The organism is Myroides injenensis M09-0166 (assembly GCF_000246945.1).
In the GTDB taxonomy this organism is placed as follows: domain Bacteria; phylum Bacteroidota; class Bacteroidia; order Flavobacteriales; family Flavobacteriaceae; genus Flavobacterium; species Flavobacterium injenense.
In genome coordinates this window covers 1-23,228 of sequence record NZ_BAEX01000042.1, presented here as the reverse complement: position 1 = coordinate 23,228, position 23,228 = coordinate 1, and the positions used below count along the sequence as shown (strand labels likewise).

The window sequence follows — 23,228 nt, the reverse complement described above, 5'->3', positions numbered from 1 at the left end:
ATAAGTGATAAATACAAAATATAATGAAATGTTTAATCTTATCTATCCATATAATAAAAGTAATTATTACTCTTTTTTATCTTCAAACATCTCATTAAAACTAACCACCTCTTTACCTGGTAATACCAAATTTAAGACTACTCCAATAATTGAAGCTAATGCCATCCCTTCTAAGGAGAATAAATCTCCTACATGAATAGCTGCTCCACCTATTCCAATAATCAGAATAACCGAAGAAATGATTAGATTGCGCTTTCTCTTAAAATCTATCTTATTTTCCACCAACATACGCAAACCACTAGAAGCAATTATACCAAAAAGCAGAATAGATACACCTCCCATTACTGGAGCGGGAATTGTACTTAACAATGCTGCAATCTTACCACAGAATCCAAATAGAATTGCAAAAATAGCTGCACCTATAAAAATATAAATACTAAAAGCACGCGTTATTGCTAATACTCCAATATTCTCGCCATATGTTGTATTTGGTGGACCTCCAATTACAGCAGCTAACATAGTAGCAACCCCATCCCCTAACATTGATCTATGTAAACCAGGATCCTTGATCAAATCTTTATTAATTACTCTACTCAGTACTAATTGATGCCCAATATGTTCAGCAATAGGAACAATAGCAACTGGAATCATTAACAAAATTACATACCAAGAGATCGATGGAGTATAATCTACAAAAGGAAACATAAAATCTGGTACTGCAAACCACTTAGCCTCTATTACGCTTTCAAAATGAACTATTCCCATAATACAAGAGAAGAGATAACCTCCTATAATACCAATTAACACAGGTACTACACTAAGAAATCCTCTTGTAAAAATAGCTGTAATAATAGTGATAACTAGTGTCACTAAACCAATTACTACATAGGTTAAATCATATACTCCTTCAGAATTATTTGTTATCATACCTACTGCAGTACTAGCTAAACCAAGACCTATAACCATAATTACAGGACCAACTACGATAGGAGGTAGTAATTTCATTAACCAATTAGTTCCAGCTTTAGCAATTAATAATGCTACTAAAGAATAAACAACCCCTACTAAGAAACTCCCCACTAGAAAACTTCCTACTGGCATATCAGAATTAGGATCCGCCTCTAAAGCTTTCAAAACAATAATTGGGTTGATAAAGGCAAATGACGAACCTAAATATGAAGGAACTTTTCCTCTAGTTATAGCTATAAAAGCTAAGGTAGCAATACCACTTGAAATTAGAGCAATTGCAGGATTCATACCTGTTAAGGTTGGTACTAAAACAGTTGCTCCAAACATTGCAAATAAATGTTGAATACTCAATACAATCCATTGACCGAATTTTGGCTTCTCATCTACCGCAAGTACGATACTTTTTTCTTCCATTTTACTAAAAAATATAACGATTTATCAAAAGTACCTATTTGATTCTATATTTTAATACAAACTATGCTATAAATAAGAAAAGGGAGCTTCATAACTGAAACTCCCTTTACATATTTAGTCAATGATTCTATTGACTATATTATTTATTAGTAGGAATAGGCTTAAACTTAGTAAGATTAATACCTTCTACTGCATTTTTATATTCTTCAATAGTAGGTACTCTTCCTAAAATTGCTGAAAGCACAACTACTGGTGTAGATGCAAGTAAAGACTCTCCTTTTTTGCGTTCCGAATCTTCCACAACACGTCCTTGGAATAAACGAGTAGAAGTTGCCATTACTGTATCACCTTTTGCAGCTTTTTCTTGGTTACCCATACACAAGTTACAACCAGGGCGTTCTAGATACATAATATTTTCATATTCTGTACGAGCGTTATTCTTTGGTAATAAATCACTGAATTCAAATCCTGAATATTTTTGCAAGTATTCCCAATCTCCTTCAGCTTTCAACTCATCTATAATATTATATGTTGGAGCTGCCACTACCAATGGTGCATTAAATTTAACTGTTCCATTTTGCTTCTCTAAATTTCTAAGCATTTGAGAAACAATTTTTAAGTCATCTTTATGAACCATACAAGATCCAACAAACCCTAAATCTACTTTCTTGTCACCACCATAGAATGATAATTCTCTAATAGTATCGTGAGTATAACGTTTAGAAACATCTTCATTATTAACGTCTGGGTCAGCAATCATTGGTTCGTCAATTAAATCTAAATCAACTACTACCTCAGCATAATATTTAGCATTGTCATCTGGTTTTAGAGCTGGTTTCTCACCTGTTCTAATTTCCTCAATTCTCTTATTAGCTTTATTGATTAAACCTTGCAAAACATGATTTTTATTATCCATACCCTTGTCAATCATAATTTGGATACGGCTTTTAGCGATTTCTAAAGATTCAATTAAAGTATCATCTTGAGAAATACAGATAGAAGCTTTAGCTTTCATCTCTGCTGTCCAGTCAGTAAATGTAAATGCTTGGTCAGCTAATAAAGTACCAATATGTACCTCAATAATTCTACCTTGGAATACGTTCTCTCCTCCAAATTGTTTCAACATTTGAGATTGAGTAGCATGAACTACATCACGGAAGTCAACATGCTCTTTCATATTACCTTTAAAAGTAACTTTAACTGACTCTGGAATTGGCATAGAAGCCTCCCCAGTTGCTAAAGCAAGAGCAACAGTACCTGAATCCGCACCAAAAGCTACACCTTTTGACATTCTAGTATGTGAATCTCCACCAATAATGATAGCCCAATCATCGATTGTTATATCATTAAGTACTTTGTGAATTACGTCAGTCATTGAATGATATACACCTTTAGGGTCACGTGCAGTGATTAACCCAAAGTCATTCATGAATTTCATTAATTTAGGAATATTTGCTTGCGCTTTTTTATCCCAAACTGATGCAGTGTGACATCCTGATTGGTAAGCTCCATCTAAGATTGGAGAAATAACAGTTGCTGCCATTGCCTCTAACTCTTGAGCAGTCATTAATCCTGTTGTATCTTGAGATCCAACAATATTAACTTCTACACGTACATCAGAACCTGCATGTAATACTTTTCCATCTGCTACACCTACAGCATTTTTATTAAAAATCTTTTCTACTGCTGTAAGTCCTTGTCCTTCTATAGAAATTTCTTTTGAAGGAGCATAAACTACTGGTGCTTCAATACCTAATAATTTAGCCGCAAAAGTTTGTAGTTTTTTACCAAAAACGATAGCATAAGAACCACCTGCTTTGATAAATTCCATTTTTTGTGGAGTAAGAGCTTTTGAAATATCTATTAACTCTTTATCTCCATTATATAATTTCTTTGTCTTAGTATTAATTGTTAATACAGTACCTGTTGCTACTGAATAAACTTCTTCTAAAATAGGTTCTCCATTTTCATTAAGAACTACTTTACCGTTCTCATCTGTTTTCTTAACCCAGTTTTTTAGGTCTAAACCGATACCTCCAGTTACATCTACAGTTGTCAAGAAAATTGGTGAAATACCATTAGTTCCCCCTACAATAGGTGCAATATTAACAAAAGGAACGTAAGGACTTGCTTGTTTACCTGTCCATAAAGCTACGTTGTTAACCCCTGACATTCTAGAAGACCCAACTCCCATAGTACCTTTTTCAGCTACTAACATTACACTTTTTCCTGGGTGTAATTCTTGTAAGTCTTTAATTTGCTTTTGTGCCTCAGGAGTAATCATACATTTACCATGAAGCTCACGATCTGAACGAGAGTGCGCTTGATTACCTGGAGATAATAAATCGGTAGAAATATCACCTTCTCCAGCAATAAAAGTTACGATATCTATCTTTTCTGGAACATCCGGAAGTTTAGTAAAGAACTCAGCTTTAGCATAACTCTCCACGATATCTTTTGCAATTACATTTCCTTGTAAGAAAGCTTCTTTCAAACGAGCTGTATCTGCATCGTATAAATAAACTTGTGTTTTAAGCACTTTTGCAGCTTCTTCTGCAATAGCTAAATCATTTCCTAAAGCCAAATCAAGAAGTACCTCTATTGAAGGTCCCCCTTTCATATGAGACAATAACTCAAATGCAAATGCAGGAGTGATCTCTTTTACTACCTCTTGTCCTAAGATAATTTCTTTTAAAAACTTAGCTTTAACTCCAGCAGCACTAGTTGTACCAGGTAAAACATTATAAATAAAAAGTTTTAGAGAATCTTCGCGATGTTCATGTGCTGTGTCTTTTATTTGCTCAATAATTTCGCTTAATAAATCAGCACCATCAATTGGTTTTGGGTTAAGTCCTTGACTTTTTCTTTCTTCAATTTCGTTGATGTAATCCTTGTAAAGGCTCATAATTAATATCTGTTTAATTAAAGGTTGATAGATTAAAAATGACATCGTTACCAACCTATGTATGTTATTATGTATTAGTTTTACTATAAGTTCTTTTTATTTTGTGCAAAGTCAACAACATAAATTATTTATTCCTTTTCCACTTTTATCTATAGATTGCACATTTTAATAAAAGAAATTTAATATTGAGTAAATAGTAAATTTCATATTGTTCTCATCTATATTAAGCACATTTTAAATAATTAAAGCTCAAACACTCTGCTCTTAAAAAGAGTTTATCTTATATCTTAATTTTTGTCATTACAAATTTAATCAAACTAATTTATATTCAAAAATTTTTAATGTTTCACACAAATACAAAAATTATTATTTATAAACATTCTATTTTAATGAATAAAACCCAATAATTTTAATAAACAAGACTTGTTTTTCTGAAATCATTCATTTTTTAATGCTTAAAATATCATTTTGCAATATTTACTCTTTATTTTATAAAAAAACGACATTTTAGCTTTTTGCCAAAATGTCGTTTTCTTAATTCAGAATTACATAATTCTTATTTATTGAGCCAATTATTACGGAATTTACAATCACGAAATTCGCCCTGAATGTTAATATATGCGTCTTTTATTTTCTTTCCTATCCACTTTTGGATCTCTTCACCTTGTTTTTTGTTCAAAGCCATACTCATTACCTTAGTATAATCTTCAACAAAATCAATTTTGTGTTCTGGAATTTTCTTATTTATCGTTACAATTCTAAAATCTTTTGATTGAGTCGAGTGATTTGTCTTAGTTGCTATTTGTGAAACCTCACCCTCTTTTAAACCAGAAACCATAAAATACAATTCACGATCATCCATATTGTTTAATTCAAAGCGGGTATCCATTGTACGAGGATCTTTAATAATACCCTCATTCAATCTCGTGTCTTTTTCATCTGATGATGATACAGCAGCCTCTGCAAATGTAATTTCTTTATTAACAATCTTTTCGCGAATTCCTTCTAATTTCTTTTTTGCTTCTTCTATTGCCTCTGAAGTTGCTTTAGGTACTAATAAAATATGTCTTAAATCTAAATGTTGTCCTCTGATTTTTTCCAACATAATTATATGGTAACCAAATTCAGTTTCAAATGGCTCAGAAATCTCCCCTTCTGCCAAACTAAATGCTACCTCTTTAAACTCTTTAACAAATGGAGATTTTTTAGTTATAGAGAAGAACCCACCATTAGCAGCTGAACCTTTATCATCTGTAAATAAAACTGCTTTACTAAAGAAACTTGCGCCATTCTCTAGAACATCTTTTTTCATTTCGTTAAGACGATCTATTACTTTTTGTTTTTGTTCTTTAGAAACTTCTGGTTTAATTACAATCTCAGCAATTTCTACTTCATCCCCAATTGTTGGGATTTGATCTTTAGGAATAGAGTTAAAGAACTGACGCACCTCCTCAGGAGTGATAGTCACTTTCTCTACAATATGCTTTTGCATATTCTGCGTCAACTTATTTTGCTTTACAATTTCAAAAAAGTATTCTCTGAACTCCTCTTCACTTTTCTTATTATAGAATTGTAAGATTTTATCCATTGACCCTACATCTTCAACCATTCGGTTTATTTGTTCAGTCATAAAACTAGTAACTTCTGCATCAGGAACATCTAAACTATCCTGAACAGCTTGATGCGCAAATAATTTGTCTTCCAATAATTTCTCAAATAAATCACATCTTGACAAATCACCAACAGGTATATTTTGAGCTTTTAACTCTATTAAAGTCTTGTCTATCTCAGACTCCAAAATAACGTATTTACCTACTACTCCTACTACTCCATCAATTTTCTTTTTCTGCGTCGAATTTATTTGACTGTGAGAAAAACTTACAAAAGACAACGACATAGCTAACGCTAACACTGTCTTCTTATTTAAAAACTTCATACCTCTTATTGTTTTTAGCATCTTTTAAAATATCTTCTTGTATCATTTTTAATAATTCAACTTTACGATCATTCAAGACTAATAATCGTAAAGACTTTTCCATATAATCATAAGGAATAACACTTCCTCGGGACTTTACAGCATTTACCTTGACAAAATAAGTACTATTTTCGTCATTCACCTCAAAATTATTGTTATTTTTTAGGTAGCTATCTCTATTCTCAACATTTAGAAACGGTAATTTGTCATAAATATTTTTGACATCTATCCAAATTGAATCATTTAATGCATAAGATTTCATTTGCAAAGATAGATTTTCCAAACTATTAAATTCTTTTCTATCCTTCGAATTAAACTTTTTCTTAATCTTCGAAAAATTAGTATTGTCATTTAACACGTTGACATAACTTAACTTGACAAGCATATCATCGACAATAAAGTTTTCTTTATATAGATCATAAAAATCATGTAAATCCTTAGAAGATACAACTGTGTCTATTTTATTCTGAACCAGTTTTTCTAAATAAGCTTTAATTAACAAGTCACTTTTAAAATTCTCAACCATATCGTTAATCTCAGACTTTTTTTCATCTGATAAATTAAACTCAGCTACATCAATTAACAATTGTTTCGTTGCCCATTTATCAATAGATTTTTGCAACAAAGCAATACTATCTTCACCTACTAATTGTATAGGAATTAACTCCTTAAGTTGATCTTCTGTTAAATAACTATTATTTACTCTAGCTACAACATCTTTACCCAAAGAAGCTTCATCTCCTTTCTTACAAGAAATTACTCCTATAAAACTACATAAAGCTATGCTGTAAACTAGCAGTCCTCTTTTAATATTCATGTATTATACTGTTAAGCTTTAATTATAATTTTTAAAGTCACTTTTACAAAAATAACGAATAACTCTGCCATTTGAGTATATAAAACACTTCTAATTTAAAAAATAAGAGTAATTAACTTTTAAGAACAACTATTTAGTATTAAAAAAAGAATGTATTACTACTATAACCTCATACCTGAACTTCTTGCTGATCCCAAAAAACTTCAACCAATATATTAAGGTATAAAAATGCAGCCGCCATCACAACAACTTTTACCGCGTATATCAATAAGTAACTATTGAGTAAGATTTAATGATTGAAAGCCTATATACTATTATCCCAATCCTTACTACCCTTAAAATAAAACTACCGAATTCTCCAAAATATAACTACTTTTGTAGCCTAAAATTTTTAATAATGAGTTTTTTAAAGGAAATTGAACGCAGGAGAACATTTGGTGTTATTGCGCACCCTGATGCTGGTAAGACAACTTTAACCGAGAAGTTACTTCTATTTGGTGGAGCGATACAAGAAGCAGGGGCCGTAAAAAACAACAAAATTAAAAAAGGAGCTACTTCCGATTTTATGGAAATCGAGCGTCAGAGAGGAATTTCTGTTGCAACATCTGTTCTTGCTTTTAATTATAAAGATAAAAAAATAAACATTTTAGATACTCCTGGTCACAAGGACTTTGCTGAAGATACATTTAGAACTCTTACTGCTGTAGATAGCGTTATTGTGGTTATTGACGTAGCTAAAGGGGTTGAGGAACAAACAGAAAAACTTGTCGAAGTTTGTCGTATGCGAAATATACCTATGATTGTTTTCATTAACAAATTAGATAGAGAAGGTCGTGACGCATTTGACTTATTAGATGAAGTAGAACAAAAACTTCAGCTAAAAGTCACTCCTCTTAGTTTCCCTATAGGAATGGGGTATGATTTTAAAGGTATCTACAATATATGGGAAAAAAACATTAACCTATTTAGTGAAGATAGTCGTAAAAATATCGAAGATGTTATAAAAATTTCTAACTTAAATTCAGAAGAACTAAATAAACTAGTAGGACAAAAACCTGCTGATAGATTAAGAGAAGAACTAGAAATCATAGAGGGTATCTATCCTGAATTCGATAGAGAGCAATATGTAAAAGGAGAATTGCAACCTGTGTTTTTTGGGTCAGCATTAAACAATTTTGGTGTTAGAGAACTATTAGACTGCTTTGTTGATATAGCTCCATCTCCTCTACCAAAAAATTCTGATACTAGATTAGTAGAACCTACTGAAAAAACTTTCTCTGGCTTCGTATTTAAAATACATGCCAATATGGACCCTAAACACAGAGACCGTTTAGCATTCATAAAAATTGTATCAGGTACATTTGAAAGAAATACGCCTTATCTACACGTAAGACAAGGTAAAAAATTAAAATTTGCAAGCCCTAATGCTTTCTTTGCAGAAAAGAAGGAAATTGTTGATATATCATATGCCGGAGATATTGTAGGTCTTCACGATACAGGTAACTTTAAAATCGGTGACACCTTAACAGAGGGTGAATTAATGAATTTCAGAGGAATTCCAAACTTTTCACCAGAGCACTTCCGCTATATTAATAATGCCGATCCAATGAAATCAAAACAATTGGAAAAAGGTGTAGATCAGTTAATGGATGAAGGTGTAGCACAGTTGTTTACATTAGAAATGAATGGTCGTAAAGTAATCGGTACAGTAGGTGCTCTGCAATATGAAGTTATTCAATATCGTCTAGAACATGAATACGGTGCTAAATGTACTTACGAAAACTTTGCTGCGTATAAGGCTTGTTGGGTAAAACCAGATGACCCTAAGAATGAAGAATTTAAAGAGTTTAAGCGTATCAAGCAAAAATACTTAGCTACTGATAAATCTGGTCAGCTTGTATTCTTAGCTGATAGTGAGTTTTCTATTCAAATGACTCAAAGTAAATTTCCTTCAGTAAAATTTAGATTTACATCTGAAGAAATTGTATAAAACTAAATAAGATATTTTACATATAAAAGTAAGTAACCAAAAACAGCTATTCACATCGAGTAGCTGTTTTTTTTGAGCAAAAGCCTAAAACAAATTGAAATCAGATTACCAAATAATCGATATCACTACATTCTATTCTTATCAATATAGAAAGTAGCGTATTAAAGAATTACACAGGTTAAAAAGTCAAATAACCATCTTATTTTCTACTTAAAATAGAAAATAATCACACCTTTAATCACGAAGTAAAAATCAATCTCCTTCTTACTACTACGCTAAAAATCAATATCAAGATATCTTACAGTAAAAATCTTCTTACTCCTTAGTATATTTTCTAGCTTTAAAACCAATATTATTGCAATACTAATTGTAAGTAACTCGCGATAGCATTCTCAATTTATTGATTGAACGAATTATCTATTATAACTATGCATTTATAGTAGGACGAGACAGTTTTAATAGAGTCACAATAGATTTACAATGGAGCTAAATTACTTACATGACGTTCAACCCCCCCTTTAATATTACATTCATTATATACTAATTAAAACAATGAGTAATTCAAGTACTAGGTTAATTAGTAATTACAAATAAAAGTTTAGCAGCTACAATCTCTTTAATTATGAAGTACAAAAATTTCCATTAAATAGTTTAATACAGAAATTCAATAGGCAGAATAGACATGAGTGGTAGTCAACATAAATCACTTACTTCAATTGGATTAAGTAACCATTGTGTTTATTTCCTGACTTATAAATTTGACTCGTAGTTTTACTAAAACCAAAAAAGCCGTATAAAATATTATACGGCTTTCTTTATATTCTACAAAAAGATTAAATACGTTTATTAGAATCTTTTCATTTGTTCTTTCATCATTTTCACCTGATCTTTTAACATCCCTTGTTTATCAAGCTTTTGTGCTTCGCTTAATAATTTAGTTGCTTCAAGCTTTCTACGTTTTGTCATAGCAATACCTGCTAACTGTAATTTTGCCATTGCTAAATCTTGATCCATATTTAAACCAAGTTCAATCGCTTTTTTCATATATTTCTCAGAAGCATTTAAGTTCTTTTGAGAAGTCATTATCCCCATTAGATAGTTATAATAACCATTTTGTTTACGCACTAAAGCTGTTTCAGGGTTTTTAATTCTATCTAACCACTTTTGAGCACCTTCAAAATCTTGTTTTCTCAACTTTAAAAAAGCTAATAGAATATATTCATTTTTGTAATAAAGTAAAATTACAATTGACATAAGGAATAATAGAAAAATTCCATTTCCAATCCCACCTTCAACAAATTGCCAAATAGCAGCTGCAAATAATAAAGCTGCAATACCTAATTTAATATATCTATGAAACATCTATTTGATTTAACTTTTATTATAAAGAACGCAAAGTTACTAAAAACTTAGTATTATAAAAACATTTACTAACCAAATAAAGGAAAGTAAATTAGTACAAAAAATTATATATACTCAATCTAAACAAACTCATTATTCTAAATTAATAATGTAATTAGCATCTATATCTCTAAAATCCCTTACGATATAATTAGCACCTGTATAGTCTTGTTGTTTAGAATTAGCACTCTTATACCCCACTACTCTAATACCTGCAGCATTCGCAGCCTTTATCCCATTAGTACTATCTTCAATTACCAAACAATCACTCTTATCGGCAAACTTCGCTAATGAAGCAGCTTTTAAAAAGATAGTAGGATCTGGTTTAGATTTTGGCAAATCTTCTCCACTTACAATATGAGAAAAATAAGGGTATAGTTTAAATCGATTAAAGACGCGATCTATCGTAGTCTTAGATGCAGAAGAACCTACTATTAACTCAATTCCATTATGATATAACCCCTCTATTAAATCTCGTACACCATCTATCAATTCTAAATCAGGTTTACTATCAAAAGCATCGTTAAACAATCCACGTTTGCGCATCACCAAATCATGTACTACTCCATCAATACCGTATAACTCTTTTAATCGCTCATAAGTATTTTTTGTAGAATGTCCTGTAAATGAATTGTAAACATGTTCTGACACATCAATGCCTAACTCCTCAAAATGTTTATGATATGCATAGCGATGTACAGGTTCTGTATCTACAATAACACCATCCATATCAAAAATAACCGTCTTTACCATTTTTTCTTACAAAAATAGACATAGTATATAACATTATATAATTGCTTTGCTTATTTTTACGTGAAAGATTTAGTTTGTAATGTTTTATAGAACTAAATCGTTCATTCAACCAGATAACTATACTATTTTTTATTTTATCACAAAGTAAAATTATTCAGTAATCAATTATCTCAAGCCAACAAAACACTAAAAAACGATTAAGCAGCCTTGATTGACGATAAATTATTAATAAAAAAGTTACAAAACACTTCGACAAAAAATGAAGCTTTTCGGGAGTTAGTTACTACTTACCAAGAGAGGTTGTATCATCAAATACGCTCCATAGTCTATAATCACGATGATACTGATGATATACTCCAAGAAACTTTTATAAAAATATATCAAAAGATCGACACCTTTAAGGGGGACAGTAAACTATTTTCGTGGATGTATCGCATAGCTACTAATCAAGCGTTAGATTTTTTAAAGGCAAAAAGTAAACAGTTAAAAATATCCATTGAAGAAACCAATAGCCTTATTATAAATAAACTTGAGGCTGATGAACTTTTTGATGGTGATCAGGCAGAAATATTACTACAGAGAGCTGTTGCTTCTTTGCCTGAGAAACAACAACTCGTGTTTAAAATGAAATATTATCAAGAATTAGATTATAACACATTATCTCAAATTTTAGATACCAGTGTAGGTGCTCTAAAAGCATCATATCATCATGCAGTAAAAAAAATTGAACAATTTTTAGAAAACCATTAAACCTTTTGGAAAAGCAATCGTCTAATAGTAAAGGTCAACAATTATGAATAAAATTCCTTTTACAAATAAATCTAAATTTAAAACACCAGATAACTACTTCAATACGTTTGAGAGTAGATTAATGGACAGAATAGAATTAGAAAATAGTAGCGTAAAGAAAGTTAAACTTCATTCTAAAAAACCCTACTACTATAGTTTAGTTGCTGCTAGTGCTGCATTAATAATAGGACTTTCTACATTTTTCATTAATAGCCAAAGAAATCATATTTCTGCAGATGCTTTAGAGAACTATTTAGAATATAATGCTTCTATCACTTTATCACCTGAGTTTATAAATTCATTTGACGAACAAGATATCAAAGAATTAGAAAACACAATTAATTATAATCAAGCAGAGATCAATGAATATGTTCTAAGCGATATAGATCTTGAATACTACTTAAACTACTAAAAATGAAAAAAATAATTGCATTACTTATTATACTCTTTAGCATACAAAGTATTAATGCCCAAGAAAATCATATTGACAAAATTCGCTCTTTAAAAATAGCTCACTTAACTACTGCCTTAAATCTTACTAAATCAGAAGCAGAAAAGTTTTGGCCTATATATAATACCTATGATAACAAGATGGGAGAATTAAGACATAGTCAAATAGTAAAGTTTATAAAAACAACTGACATTGAAGATATTGAAGCGATGACAGAAAAAGATGCTTCAAACAAAATACAAGAATTAATAGATTTTGAAACAGATTACTTTACAATAAGAAAACAATTCTTAGTAGATGCAAAGAAAATTCTTTCAAATAAAAAGATTCTTATTTTGAAGAAAGCAGAAGATGATTTTAATCGCAAACTTTTGAAGAAATACAAAGAAAAAAAGTAAGTTTATATAACTTTAAAATAACATTAAAACATAGAAATAGCCTACAAATTACGTATATTTGTAGGCTATATTTATATTCATATTAATGAGACTACACAGAAACCTTGTATTTACCGTAATCGACTCTATTTTAGCAATTTTCAATGAAGGAGAATATGCTGACAAAGTAGTCGCAAGAGCACTAAAAAAAGATAAACGTTGGGGAAGCGCAGACAGAAAGTTTGTAGCTGAAACAATTTATGAAATTGTGCGTTGGAAAAGAATGTATGCAGAGATTGCTGAAGTAAAAGAGCCATATAATAGAGATGATATTTGGAGAATATTTGCTGTATGGGCTGTCTTAAGAGGTTATACACTACCTGATTGGAAATATTTTGAAAATACACCAGTACGTCGTATTAAAGGTCGTTTTGATGAACTTTCAAAAACAAGAAAATTTAAAGAATCTATTCCTGACTGGATGGATGAACTTGGTGTAAAAGAACTTGGTGAAGAAAAATGGAGCAAAGAACTTACTGCTCAAAATGAACAAGCTCAAGTTATACTACGCGTTAATACGTTAAAAACAACTCGTGATAAACTGTATGCTATCTTAATGGATTTAGACATTGAGACCATAAAACCTGAGGAATATCCTGATGCTTTAATTCTAAAAGAAAGAGCAAATGTATTTATGACAGATGCTTTTAAGGAAGGATTATTTGAAGTTCAAGATGCTTCATCTCAACTTGTAGCGCGTCTATTAGATGTTAAGCCGGGTATGAGAGTTGTAGATACTTGTGCAGGTGCAGGAGGTAAAACATTGCATATTGCTTCTTTAATGGAGAATAAAGGGCAAATAATAGCAATGGATATTTATGAAAGCAAACAAAAGCAGTTAAAATTACGTGCTAAAAGAAATGGAGCTTTTAACATCGAATACCGAATCATTGAAGGAACTAAAACAATTAAAAAACTTCACGAAAAAGCTGATCGTTTATTAATTGATGCACCTTGTAGTGGATTAGGTGTACTGAAAAGAAATCCAGATAGTAAATGGAAATTGCAACCTCAATTTATTGAAGATATTAAAAAAGTGCAAGAACAAGTATTAGAAGACTATTCTAAAATATTAAAACCAGGAGGTAAAATGGTTTATGCAACTTGTTCAATATTACCTTCAGAAAATGAGGAACAAATAGAAAAATTCTTAAAAAGTGAAGCTGGAAAAGATTTTAAATTCATAGAAGATCATAAGATCTTAGCACATGAATCAGGATTTGATGGTTTCTACATGGCTCTATTAGAACGCAAAAACAAATAAGAAAACAAACACAAAACATATACACTTAAAAACACCCACTTTAATGAAAAAGACCTCTTATATTTTACTATTAGGGGCAGCTCTAGCTGTGTTTTCATGTAGCAAAGACCCTATTGTTACAGAAGTTTCAAATCCAGTAGAAAAACCTACTACGCCAGGCGAAACTGACAAACCTACCGATCCTACTACACCAACAACTCCTGATGGAGAAAAAGGCGTTGATAAAAATCAACCTAACGAAGTAGCAAATTTTAATGATTTTACGTCTTTTGAAAAAAGTTTAAATAGTTTTAAACTACAACCTTATGCAACATATGCCGCTAACCAAGGTAGAGACGGTAAAGGTGCATTACTTGTAAACGGAACTCCTACAGCGAATCAATACGTATTCACTATAGAGAATCAAACTGTTAATCAATCTGCAAAAACGATCGTACTCTATATAAAGGGAAACTCAGGTCCAAAATCATTATCCTTTAATGTTTATAAAGCAGATGGTAATTATGAAGTTTTTAATCTAAGAACTGATGACCAAATTACTGATAAAACAGACATTACCCTTACAAAAGATATAGTTCTCAAAAAAACAAGTAAAAAAGCGGATAATAATCCAAATACTGGAGTTAATAATTATGATGGAGTAAATATTAATACTTCTAACTGGATTAAAATAACTCTTGATCTACAAGATATTGATTATAACAAATCTGGTAGAGGGTCTTTATTTGCATTAAAAGTAGGAAAATCTGGAAATTATAATTTACTGTTTGATAGTATAACTTTTGATGACGTTCAACCGACGGAGCCAACGGAACCTACAGAACCATCAAAACCAGGTGAATTCCAAATTCCTGCAAATTTAAAAGAATACTATAAATCTATTGACTTCTCAAAAACAGGTATAGAGTTAAAAAATCAACTAAGTAAATTAGTAGCAGATAGTCATAAGAAAAATTTGAGTTACGCTGAAGTTTGGGAAGCAATAAAGGCAAGTGATTTAACTCCTGCTAAAAATGAAGTTTACCTTCTGTATGGTACTCCTGGTGAGAATAGTGGAACTTATGCTTATAAAAGAGGTAAAAATAAAAATGGAGGAAAACAAACTGACTGGAATAGAGAGCACACTTATGCTAAATCTCTAGGAACACCTAATTTACAAACTTCTGGACCTGGAGCTGATGCACATCATTTAAGAGCTGCAGATGTAGGACTAAATAGCCAAAGAGGTAATCTTTTGTTTGCAAAAGGATCTGGAAAAGCAGCTAGGTCAAATAATGGCTGGTACCCAGGTAATGAATGGAAAGGCGATGTAGCTCGTATGATGATGTATATGTATATTCGTTATAATACTAGATGTTTGCCATCAAATGTCGCTATAGGTAACAAAAATAAGGTAGACAATAATATGATTGATCTACTATTAGAATGGAATGCTGAAGATCCTGTTTCAGAAGTAGAGATTCAAAGAAATAATTATTTAGGTAACCTAAATAATCCATACGCACAAGGAAATAGAAATCCTTTCATAGACAATCCATATTTAGCAACGCAAATTTGGGGAGGTCCACAAGCTCCGAATCTTTGGAAATAAGCTATTATCAATACAAAAGCTATCTATTTTATAGATAGCTTTTTTTATTACTTAAATAAAAGTACCTTTATACAAATTGCCCTATTTTGACAATTATGCAATTTTAAATAGAAGATTTCTGATTTGTTATTTTTTGTCAATTAAAGAATTATGCATTTTACTTCAGGAAAAAGTATGCCTATTTTTATTGTCCATTAATAAGTTAAATTGATTTGTTCTATTACTAGCAAAACTTAGTAACATTCTTATTATTACAACATGAAAAAAAAATCATTACTGCTATTTTTAGGATTAGCACTAGCAATTACGTCATGTACGAAAGATCCTATCATAACGGATCCTAGTACCACATCTCCAACTTATCCTGTTCCTCCCACCAATGATGGTGATGATGATTTGATTCCAGATTTTGGCGAATATAACATTCCAACAGAATATCAAGATTATTATAAATCAATCGATTTCTCTAAAAAAGGAATGGAGTTAAAAAAACAATTAGCTCAATTAATTACTAAAACCCATACCCCATTAACTTATACTCCAGGTATATGGGATGCATCAGAAATAACTGATGAAGATCCTAATAATACAAATAATGTACTACTGATATACTCATGGCCTGATAAAGACGTAACAGAGAAAAATAGTACATACAAAAGATCAGTTGCAAAAGAAGATAAAAATAATGGTACGTCAAGTAAACCGCAAACACAACTTTGGGAAAGAGAACATGTCTTTGCTAAATCTTTAGCTATAGATAAATCTAAAAAGCAAGGAGCTTTAGAAGCAGGCACTAAAGATAACACTCCTCCTGCTTTAAGTGCTACAGAATATGTTGCTGGTCATGATGCACACCATCTACGCCCAATTAATCGCTCTGTAAATAGTTCAAGAGGTAATAAAAAATTTGTTGATGGATCAGGTAATTCAGGATCTAAAGGAGTAGATATGTGGTATCCTGGTGATGAATGGCGAGGAGATGTAGCAAGAATGATGATGTATATGCATATTCGTTATGAAAATGAAAATGGAGGTGGATATACTAAAGCAACTAAAGTAGGAAAACCTATTGATAGTAAAAACGGAATACTATCAGATGAAATGATTGACTTATTCTTAAAATGGAATGCAGAAGATCCTGTAGATGACTTTGAAAGAAAGAGAAATAAATACCATGGTGACAAGGGGAATCTAGGAGCTCAAGGAAATAGAAATCCTTTTATTGACAATCCTCAATTAGCTAACCAAATTTGGGGAATGGCTGATAAATATAAAGCAGAAAATACTTGGGCTAAGTAATTTTAACTTTCATTTTTAATCAAAGCTCTTTTTGGAAAACTATTCTAAAAAGAGCTTTTTTTTGCAATACAACAATAATTACATTTTTTATATTACTTTTTTAGCTAACTATAAAAGCTACATTTAAAAATAAAACAATAAGTTATCCATCTTAAGCTTTTATTAGCTTATCTGTAATTTAAAAATTAGTATTTTTGTATTATATATTATAACTTTTTAAAATACATTTTACTAGTTATAATTTTTATATCACAAATAATAATTTAATGAAAAAGTACGCCTTATTACTTTTAAGTGCAGCGTTTACATTGATAATAAGCTGCTCAAGTGAAGACAATTCACCTGATACTCCAATAGAAAAGCCTGGTAAACCAGACCCTAAACCAGATCCTACACCCAAACCAGAAGATACTACGGGCTTTAATTACATCCCTATAGATAAAAATCAGAAAGCATATTACCAAAATATTGATTTTACTCAACGAGGAGAAAACCTAAAACAAAGCTTACATGATCTTTTAGTAGAGACACACCGTCCATTATCTTACACTCCAGATATTTGGAGAGCATGCGAAATAACAGATGAGAACCCTGATAATCCTAATGAAGTCATTTTAATCTATAGCTGGACTAATAGCGATGCTAAAGATGTTGTCCATAAAAGAACAATCAATAAAAGTCAAACTAATAACTCTTCACATACCACTGACGAGCAAAGAAGAACGCTTTGGGAAAGAGAACATGTTTTTGCTAAAGCAAATGCTAAAAAAAGCACTACTTCTGATGGCTTCCCGCTATATACAGCAAATTACAAACCTGATCTAGAAAAAGACTTAATTACTGTAATTGCAGGTAATGATGCACATCACTTAAGAGCAATCAATGGATATTGGAATAATAAAAGAAGTAATACAAGTTTTGCTGATGGAACTGGTAATTCTGGTAATCAAAATGGAGGATGGTATCCTGGTGATGAATGGAAAGGAGATGTCGCTCGTATGATGATGTATATGTATCTTCGCTATGGAGAACTATGTATGCCAAGTTATAATGGAAAAGGAGCTTCAGTTCCTAATTATGAAACTGGTACTGTTGATATGCTAACTATTTATTTAAAATGGAATGCAGAGGATCCAGTGTCAGATATTGAAAGAAAAAGAAATGAATATCATGGAAATATAAATAATAGATACGCCCAAGGAAATAGAAACCCCTTTATTGATAACCCTAAGTTAGCAAACCTAATTTGGGGTACAAATAACAATGGTAATTTGGATGCAAAAAACATATGGCAACAAATAAAACCTACTAAATAAAATAAAATAAAATAAAATAAAATAGGCTACCCAGAAAAGGTAGCCTATTTTATTTGTTCTTTTTCTCAAACATAAGTTCTTTTACTTTTTCTTTATCTTCTTTCTCTTTATTTAAATCGAACATCGTTCCAAAAACTCTATCCCAAAAAGTATTGCTAACACCAAAACCCATCTCTTCATTTTTGTAATGATGTAAATGATGATTGCGCCATAATGGTTTCATAAATTTAAAAGGTGGAGCAAAAGCATGAATAGCATAATGAATAGAAGCGTAAAGTAAATAACCAATCATAAATCCAGGAAAAAAACCATAAGTATAGTTTCCCAAAATTATATATTGTATAATAAAAATAAGTGAGGCTAATATTAAACTAGGTAGAGGAGGCATAAACAATCTTTGACGATCACGAGGATAGTGATGATGATTACCATGCATTATATAAGAAATTCGTCTTAAACTATTTTTATCACTAACTAAATGAAATAAATACCTATGCGCTAAATATTCAAAAAAAGTCCAAAATACTGCTCCACATAGAAAAAGAAGAACAATACTCTGGACTGACAAATTATAATCTCTATAACCTGTGTAAATGATAAATGACAAAATAGGAATATACATTCCCCAAATAATAGCGGGATGCCCTTTTGTGAGCATTTCTAAATAAGGGTTCTTAAATAACCTTGCCTGTCCTTTATTGTGAATTTTATCAATTTTCATAATTATATTAACTTGGTTATAAAGCTAATATAATAATTTTTACCATCTTAAAATAACACTACCCCACGTAAATCCACTTCCAAATGCAGCTAAAACTACTAAATCACCTTTTTTAATCTTACCAGCTTCCCATGCTTCAGTTAATGCAATTGGAATTGAGGCTGCGGTAGTATTACCATATTTTTGTATATTATTAAACACTTTATCATCTGACAGTCCAAACTTTTGTTGTATATACTGTGATATTCGTAAGTTAGCTTGATGAGGGATTAACATATCAATGTCTGATATATTCAAATCATTTGCTTCTAATCCTTCATTAATAACTTCGCTAAAACGAACTACTGCATTTTTAAAAACAAACTGTCCATTCATATAAGGTGTATAACTTACGTCATCAGGGTCGTTGTCTTCCAAAATATCAGTCACCCATCTTCCTCCCATTCCTGGAGCAATCAAAGCTAGCTCTTCTGCATGTTCTCCTTGAGAATGTATATGTGTAGATAAAATACCTTCACTTTCATTTTCTGATCTACTCAAAACGGCTGCTCCCGCTCCATCTCCAAATATCACCGAAACTCCTCTTCCACGAGTTGTCATATCTAAACCTGCAGAGTGGACTTCTGATCCAACAACAAGAATATTCTTATACATTCCAGTCTTAATATATTGATCAGCAACAGATAATGCATAAATAAATCCAGAACATTGTGCTCTAATATCTAAAGCTGCAATAGTTCCCATTCCTAATTCTCTTTGTAATAAAACACCTGGACCTGGAAAATAATAATCTGGGCTTAAAGTTGCAAAAACTATAAAATCAATATCTTGAGGCTCTATACCCGCTCTTTCCATTGCTATCTTTGAAGCCTTCACTCCCATTCCAGAAGTTGTATCTTCTTTTAATTTTTTATGTCTACGTTCATGAATACCTGTTCTCTCAACTATCCACTCATTATTAGTATCCATTATTTTCGCTAGGTCATCGTTTGTCACAACATTCTCTGGTACATAGTAACCTAGACCACTTATTTTAGATCTATACATTTCTATAAGCTTTTAATTACAAGATGCAAAAATACAGCTTTTACAACTTCTATTCGTTAAAACACTTACAATTTAAAGATAAGGTTATTCTTATTTTGAATAATTCTTTTATATTCGCTATTATAACTATAACTTACGGATATGAAAATATTAAAAACTACCCTTTTATCCTTATTTTTGGTAACAACTATGTATGCACAAGAAAACATTACTTATCAAAAGCCATCGCAAGAAATATTAGAATTAGCTGATTATGAAAGAGCCCCTACCATTTCATTAGACAACAACAAAGAATACATGTTGTTATCTTATCGTAGTACGTACAAAACTTTAATGGATTTAAACGTAAACGAAATGAGATTGGCAGGTTTACGTATTGATGTAAATACTAATATCTCAAGTACCACTACTTATATTACTAACCTTAAAGTTAGAAAAGTAAAAGATACACAAGAAGTTCAAGTGAAAGGTTTACCTTCAGATGCACGTATTACAAACTTAACTTGGTCACCAGATCAATCTAAGATAGCATTCACTAATACAGTTGAAAATGGAGTGGAACTATGGGTATTAGATATTAAATCTGCACAAGCTACTAAACTCACAGATGCTAATTTAAACGCAAATTTAGGAAACCCAATTACATGGTTTAAAGACAACGAAAACCTTTTAGTAAGTCTTATTCCTTCAAATAGACCGGCATTAATTGACACGTCAAAAAACATACCTACTGGTCCTATTGTTTCAGTTAGTGAAGGTGTGGTTTCACAAAATAGAACTTATCAAGATCTTTTAAAAAACAAAACTGACGAAGCTAATTTTGAGACCTTAGTAACATCTGAATTATATAAAATAGATTTAAAAGGTAATAAAACCCTATTCAAAAATGCTGATTTATATGTTAGTGAATCATTCTCTCCAGATGGTGAATACATAATGCTAACTACACTTCAAAAGCCATTTTCATATTTAGTTACATTAAATCGTTTTCCAATGAAAACTGTAGTATATGATAAAAACGGAAACGAAGTAAAAGTAGTAAATGAAATTGCACTTAACGAGGTAATGCCTAAAGGATTTATGGCGGTTCGTGAAGGAAAAAGAAATATGAATTGGAGAGCAGATAAACCTGCGAGTTTATATTTCGTCGAAGCATTAGACAATGGGGATCCTGCTAAAAATGTAGAATACCGTGACGAGGTATTTACTTGGGATGCGCCATTTAATAACTCTCCTAAATCATTAGTTAAATTACAACAAAGATATGGTGGTATAGTATGGGGAAATGAAGAGTTAGCATTAGTAAATGATCAGTGGTACGACACAAGAAATACCAGAACATTTATGATTAATCCTTCTAATCCTTCTGATTCTCCTATTAAAATTGAAGATAGAAACGAACAAGACGTATACAGTGATCCTGGAACTTTTGAATTAAAAAGAAATGAATTTGGTCGATATGTATTAATGCAAGAAAATAACAAATTGTTCTTAATTGGAGATGGCTATACACCTAAAGGTCAATTCCCTTTCATTGATGAATTTGACACTAAAACATTAAAAACAAAACGCCTATATCAATCAAATTATACTAATAAAAAAGAGACAATACAATCTATTGAAGATGTAAAAAAAGGTCTAGTATTAGTTTCGATACAATCTCCTACAGAATACCCGAACTATTATTTCAGAAATATTAAAAAGAAAAATGATTTAAAAGCTATTACTAACTTTAAAAATCCTTTTGAAAGTTTAAATGGGGTCTATAAAGAAGTTATCACATATAAAAGAGATGATGGTTTAGAATTATCAGGAACGTTATACTTGCCAAAAGGATATGATAGAAAAGCAAAAACTGAGAAGCTACCATTATTAATTTGGGCTTATCCTAGAGAATTTAAAGATAAAAATAGTGCTTCCCAAGTTACTAACAATCCTAATGAGTTTACCTTCCCTTACTACGGATCATTTGTATATTGGGTAACAAAAGGATATGCTGTATTAGATGACGCTTCTTTTCCAATTGTTGGTGAAGGAGATGAAGAACCAAATGATACTTATGTAAAGCAACTTGTTGCTAATGGAAAAGCAGCAATTGATGCAGTAGATGCATTGGGATATATTGATCGTTCAAGAGTTGGAGTTGGAGGACATTCGTATGGTGCTTTTATGACAGCAAATTTATTAACTCATTCAGATCTATTTGCAGTTGGTATTGCTAGAAGTGGTGCTTATAATAGGACATTAACACCTTTTGGTTTCCAAACTGAGCAAAGAAATTACTGGGAAGTTCCTGAAGTTTATAACACAATGTCTCCATTTATGAATGCTGACAAAATGAAAACTCCAATGTTATTAGTTCACGGAGAAGCGGATAATAACCCAGGGACATTTACCTTACAGACAGAGCGTTATTTCCAAGCATTAAAAGGTCTTGGTGCTCCAGTAAGAATGGTAATATTACCAAAAGAAAGTCATGGTTATGTAGCGAAAGAAAATATCTTCCACCTATTATGGGAACAAGATCAATTCTTAGAAAAATATTTAAAAAATAAATAAAAAAGTTACCACTGTTAACTAGGACACTGAATAATTAGTTAATTTTAGGAAACGTTTTTTTGACAAAAAATAACGCTTATAAAGAGGTTTAAAACCACTCTATAAGCGTTATTTGCTTTTAGTTATAAATTTAAGCAGTTTAATCAACTTAAATCTCTTTACTACTTTTTTTAATAGCATACTTACTCTTTATACTTGTATTCTATTTTAAGTATTCTTTTAAAATTTTAAACTCCTTACATCTCCATATAAGAAAGTCCTTAAGAATCTGTAAAGTAATAACCATATACATTAATAACTTCCAGGTTTCTGACTATTATGTTACTTCTGCCTATTGCCACTAGTTTAAATTCATAGGAGTTTTTGCAACTCTTATTGTTGTAGGCATATTAGACTTATAATACTACTGAATAATAAAAATGGACTCAATAATGATTCTAGTCGTATAGAAAATAGCTTTAAAAATAATAGACAATTATACAAAACAAAGCAGCCTTGTTATATATAACAAGGCTGCTTATACTACGTGT

The 23,228-nt window shown here is 31.1% G+C and carries 17 protein-coding genes; 9 read left to right on the top strand and 8 right to left on the bottom strand.

The genetic code is table 11. The annotated features are described in order from the left end of the window. Positions 1 to 66 precede the first annotated feature (66 nt). The 4 genes from RH98_RS08400 to RH98_RS08385 all read right to left on the bottom strand — a co-directional run bounded on the left by RH98_RS08400 (position 67) and on the right by RH98_RS08385 (position 7,080). The gene (locus RH98_RS08400; protein WP_010252970.1) at positions 67 to 1,383 is read right to left on the bottom strand and encodes a solute carrier family 23 protein; all 1,317 of its coding nucleotides are present in this window, start codon (positions 1,381 to 1,383) and stop codon (positions 67 to 69) included. A 139-nt stretch (positions 1,384 to 1,522) separates the two neighbouring features. Next, entirely contained in the window at positions 1,523 to 4,288 is a 2,766-nt protein-coding gene (locus tag RH98_RS08395; protein ID WP_026038815.1) for a bifunctional aconitate hydratase 2/2-methylisocitrate dehydratase, read from the bottom strand. Between the two features lie 556 nt (positions 4,289 to 4,844). Then, positions 4,845 to 6,224, bottom strand: coding sequence for a peptidylprolyl isomerase (locus tag RH98_RS08390; RefSeq protein WP_010252967.1), 1,380 nt, complete (start codon positions 6,222 to 6,224; stop codon positions 4,845 to 4,847). Next, positions 6,208 to 7,080, bottom strand: coding sequence for a hypothetical protein (locus RH98_RS08385; protein ID WP_010252965.1), 873 nt, complete (start codon positions 7,078 to 7,080; stop codon positions 6,208 to 6,210). Before RH98_RS08385 ends, RH98_RS08390 begins: the two co-directional genes overlap by 17 nt. 397 nt (positions 7,081 to 7,477) lie before the next feature. Between RH98_RS08385 and RH98_RS08380 the strand changes: the two genes are divergently transcribed. Continuing rightward, positions 7,478 to 9,070, top strand: coding sequence for a peptide chain release factor 3 (locus tag RH98_RS08380; RefSeq protein ID WP_010252963.1), 1,593 nt, complete (start codon positions 7,478 to 7,480; stop codon positions 9,068 to 9,070). Positions 9,071 to 9,916: 846 nt separating this feature from the next. Here the strand turns inward: RH98_RS08380 and RH98_RS08375 are convergent. Beyond that, positions 9,917 to 10,432 (bottom strand): hypothetical protein, encoded by a 516-nt coding sequence (locus tag RH98_RS08375; RefSeq protein WP_010252961.1) that lies wholly within the window; start codon positions 10,430 to 10,432, stop codon positions 9,917 to 9,919. Between the two features lie 132 nt (positions 10,433 to 10,564). After that, positions 10,565 to 11,224 carry an HAD family hydrolase gene (locus tag RH98_RS08370; RefSeq protein WP_010252958.1) on the bottom strand — a complete coding sequence of 220 codons (660 nt, stop codon included), beginning with the start codon at positions 11,222 to 11,224 and terminating at the stop codon, positions 10,565 to 10,567. Between the two features lie 207 nt (positions 11,225 to 11,431). On the opposite strand from RH98_RS08370, the gene RH98_RS08365 reads away from it, so the two are divergent. The 7 genes from RH98_RS08365 to RH98_RS08335 all read left to right on the top strand — a co-directional run bounded on the left by RH98_RS08365 (position 11,432) and on the right by RH98_RS08335 (position 18,371). Then, positions 11,432 to 11,974 (top strand): RNA polymerase sigma factor, encoded by a 543-nt coding sequence (locus RH98_RS08365; RefSeq protein WP_010252957.1) that lies wholly within the window; start codon positions 11,432 to 11,434, stop codon positions 11,972 to 11,974. Between the two features lie 43 nt (positions 11,975 to 12,017). Continuing rightward, positions 12,018 to 12,425, top strand: coding sequence for a hypothetical protein (locus RH98_RS08360; RefSeq protein ID WP_010252955.1), 408 nt, complete (start codon positions 12,018 to 12,020; stop codon positions 12,423 to 12,425). A gap of 2 nt (positions 12,426 to 12,427) precedes the next feature. Beyond that, positions 12,428 to 12,862 (top strand): PH1570 family protein, encoded by a 435-nt coding sequence (locus RH98_RS08355; RefSeq protein WP_010252953.1) that lies wholly within the window; start codon positions 12,428 to 12,430, stop codon positions 12,860 to 12,862. Positions 12,863 to 12,947: 85 nt separating this feature from the next. Further along, complete coding sequence (locus tag RH98_RS08350; RefSeq protein WP_010252951.1) at positions 12,948 to 14,165, top strand: RsmB/NOP family class I SAM-dependent RNA methyltransferase; 1,218 nt, start codon at positions 12,948 to 12,950, stop codon at positions 14,163 to 14,165. A 43-nt stretch (positions 14,166 to 14,208) separates the two neighbouring features. Then, complete coding sequence (locus RH98_RS15230) at positions 14,209 to 15,756, top strand: endonuclease I family protein (protein WP_010252949.1); 1,548 nt, start codon at positions 14,209 to 14,211, stop codon at positions 15,754 to 15,756. 258 nt (positions 15,757 to 16,014) lie between these two features. Continuing rightward, positions 16,015 to 17,055: an endonuclease I family protein gene (locus RH98_RS08340; protein WP_010252948.1), complete on the top strand. Its 1,041-nt coding sequence runs from the start codon at positions 16,015 to 16,017 to the stop codon at positions 17,053 to 17,055. 266 nt (positions 17,056 to 17,321) lie between these two features. Beyond that, the gene (locus RH98_RS08335) at positions 17,322 to 18,371 is read left to right on the top strand and encodes an endonuclease I family protein (protein WP_010252946.1); all 1,050 of its coding nucleotides are present in this window, start codon (positions 17,322 to 17,324) and stop codon (positions 18,369 to 18,371) included. Positions 18,372 to 18,420: 49 nt separating this feature from the next. On the opposite strand, the gene RH98_RS08330 is transcribed toward RH98_RS08335, so the two are convergent. After that, complete coding sequence (locus tag RH98_RS08330; RefSeq protein WP_010252944.1) at positions 18,421 to 19,092, bottom strand: sterol desaturase family protein; 672 nt, start codon at positions 19,090 to 19,092, stop codon at positions 18,421 to 18,423. A 39-nt stretch (positions 19,093 to 19,131) separates the two neighbouring features. Further along, positions 19,132 to 20,139, bottom strand: coding sequence for a 3-oxoacyl-ACP synthase III family protein (locus RH98_RS08325; RefSeq protein ID WP_010252942.1), 1,008 nt, complete (start codon positions 20,137 to 20,139; stop codon positions 19,132 to 19,134). Between the two features lie 141 nt (positions 20,140 to 20,280). On the opposite strand from RH98_RS08325, the gene RH98_RS08320 reads away from it, so the two are divergent. Continuing rightward, positions 20,281 to 22,698, top strand: coding sequence for an alpha/beta hydrolase family protein (locus RH98_RS08320; protein ID WP_026038813.1), 2,418 nt, complete (start codon positions 20,281 to 20,283; stop codon positions 22,696 to 22,698). The last annotated feature ends 530 nt before the right edge of the window (positions 22,699 to 23,228 follow it).

Excerpts from the sequence above, each read along its gene's own strand:
- RH98_RS08400 (WP_010252970.1), bottom strand. The coding sequence starts at position 1,383 with ATGGAAGAAAAAAGTATCGTACTTGCGGTAGATGAGAAGCCAAAATTC.
- RH98_RS08395 (WP_026038815.1), bottom strand. The coding sequence starts at position 4,288 with ATGAGCCTTTACAAGGATTACATCAACGAAATTGAAGAAAGAAAAAGT.
- RH98_RS08390 (WP_010252967.1), bottom strand. The coding sequence starts at position 6,224 with ATGAAGTTTTTAAATAAGAAGACAGTGTTAGCGTTAGCTATGTCGTTG.
- RH98_RS08385 (WP_010252965.1), bottom strand. The coding sequence starts at position 7,080 with ATGAATATTAAAAGAGGACTGCTAGTTTACAGCATAGCTTTATGTAGT.
- RH98_RS08380 (WP_010252963.1), top strand. The coding sequence starts at position 7,478 with ATGAGTTTTTTAAAGGAAATTGAACGCAGGAGAACATTTGGTGTTATT.
- RH98_RS08375 (WP_010252961.1), bottom strand. The coding sequence starts at position 10,432 with ATGTTTCATAGATATATTAAATTAGGTATTGCAGCTTTATTATTTGCA.
- RH98_RS08370 (WP_010252958.1), bottom strand. The coding sequence starts at position 11,224 with ATGGTAAAGACGGTTATTTTTGATATGGATGGTGTTATTGTAGATACA.
- RH98_RS08360 (WP_010252955.1), top strand. The coding sequence starts at position 12,018 with ATGAATAAAATTCCTTTTACAAATAAATCTAAATTTAAAACACCAGAT.
- RH98_RS08355 (WP_010252953.1), top strand. The coding sequence starts at position 12,428 with ATGAAAAAAATAATTGCATTACTTATTATACTCTTTAGCATACAAAGT.
- RH98_RS08350 (WP_010252951.1), top strand. The coding sequence starts at position 12,948 with ATGAGACTACACAGAAACCTTGTATTTACCGTAATCGACTCTATTTTA.
- RH98_RS15230 (WP_010252949.1), top strand. The coding sequence starts at position 14,209 with ATGAAAAAGACCTCTTATATTTTACTATTAGGGGCAGCTCTAGCTGTG.
- RH98_RS08340 (WP_010252948.1), top strand. The coding sequence starts at position 16,015 with ATGAAAAAAAAATCATTACTGCTATTTTTAGGATTAGCACTAGCAATT.
- RH98_RS08335 (WP_010252946.1), top strand. The coding sequence starts at position 17,322 with ATGAAAAAGTACGCCTTATTACTTTTAAGTGCAGCGTTTACATTGATA.
- RH98_RS08330 (WP_010252944.1), bottom strand. The coding sequence starts at position 19,092 with ATGAAAATTGATAAAATTCACAATAAAGGACAGGCAAGGTTATTTAAG.
- RH98_RS08325 (WP_010252942.1), bottom strand. The coding sequence starts at position 20,139 with ATGTATAGATCTAAAATAAGTGGTCTAGGTTACTATGTACCAGAGAAT.
- RH98_RS08320 (WP_026038813.1), top strand. The coding sequence starts at position 20,281 with ATGAAAATATTAAAAACTACCCTTTTATCCTTATTTTTGGTAACAACT.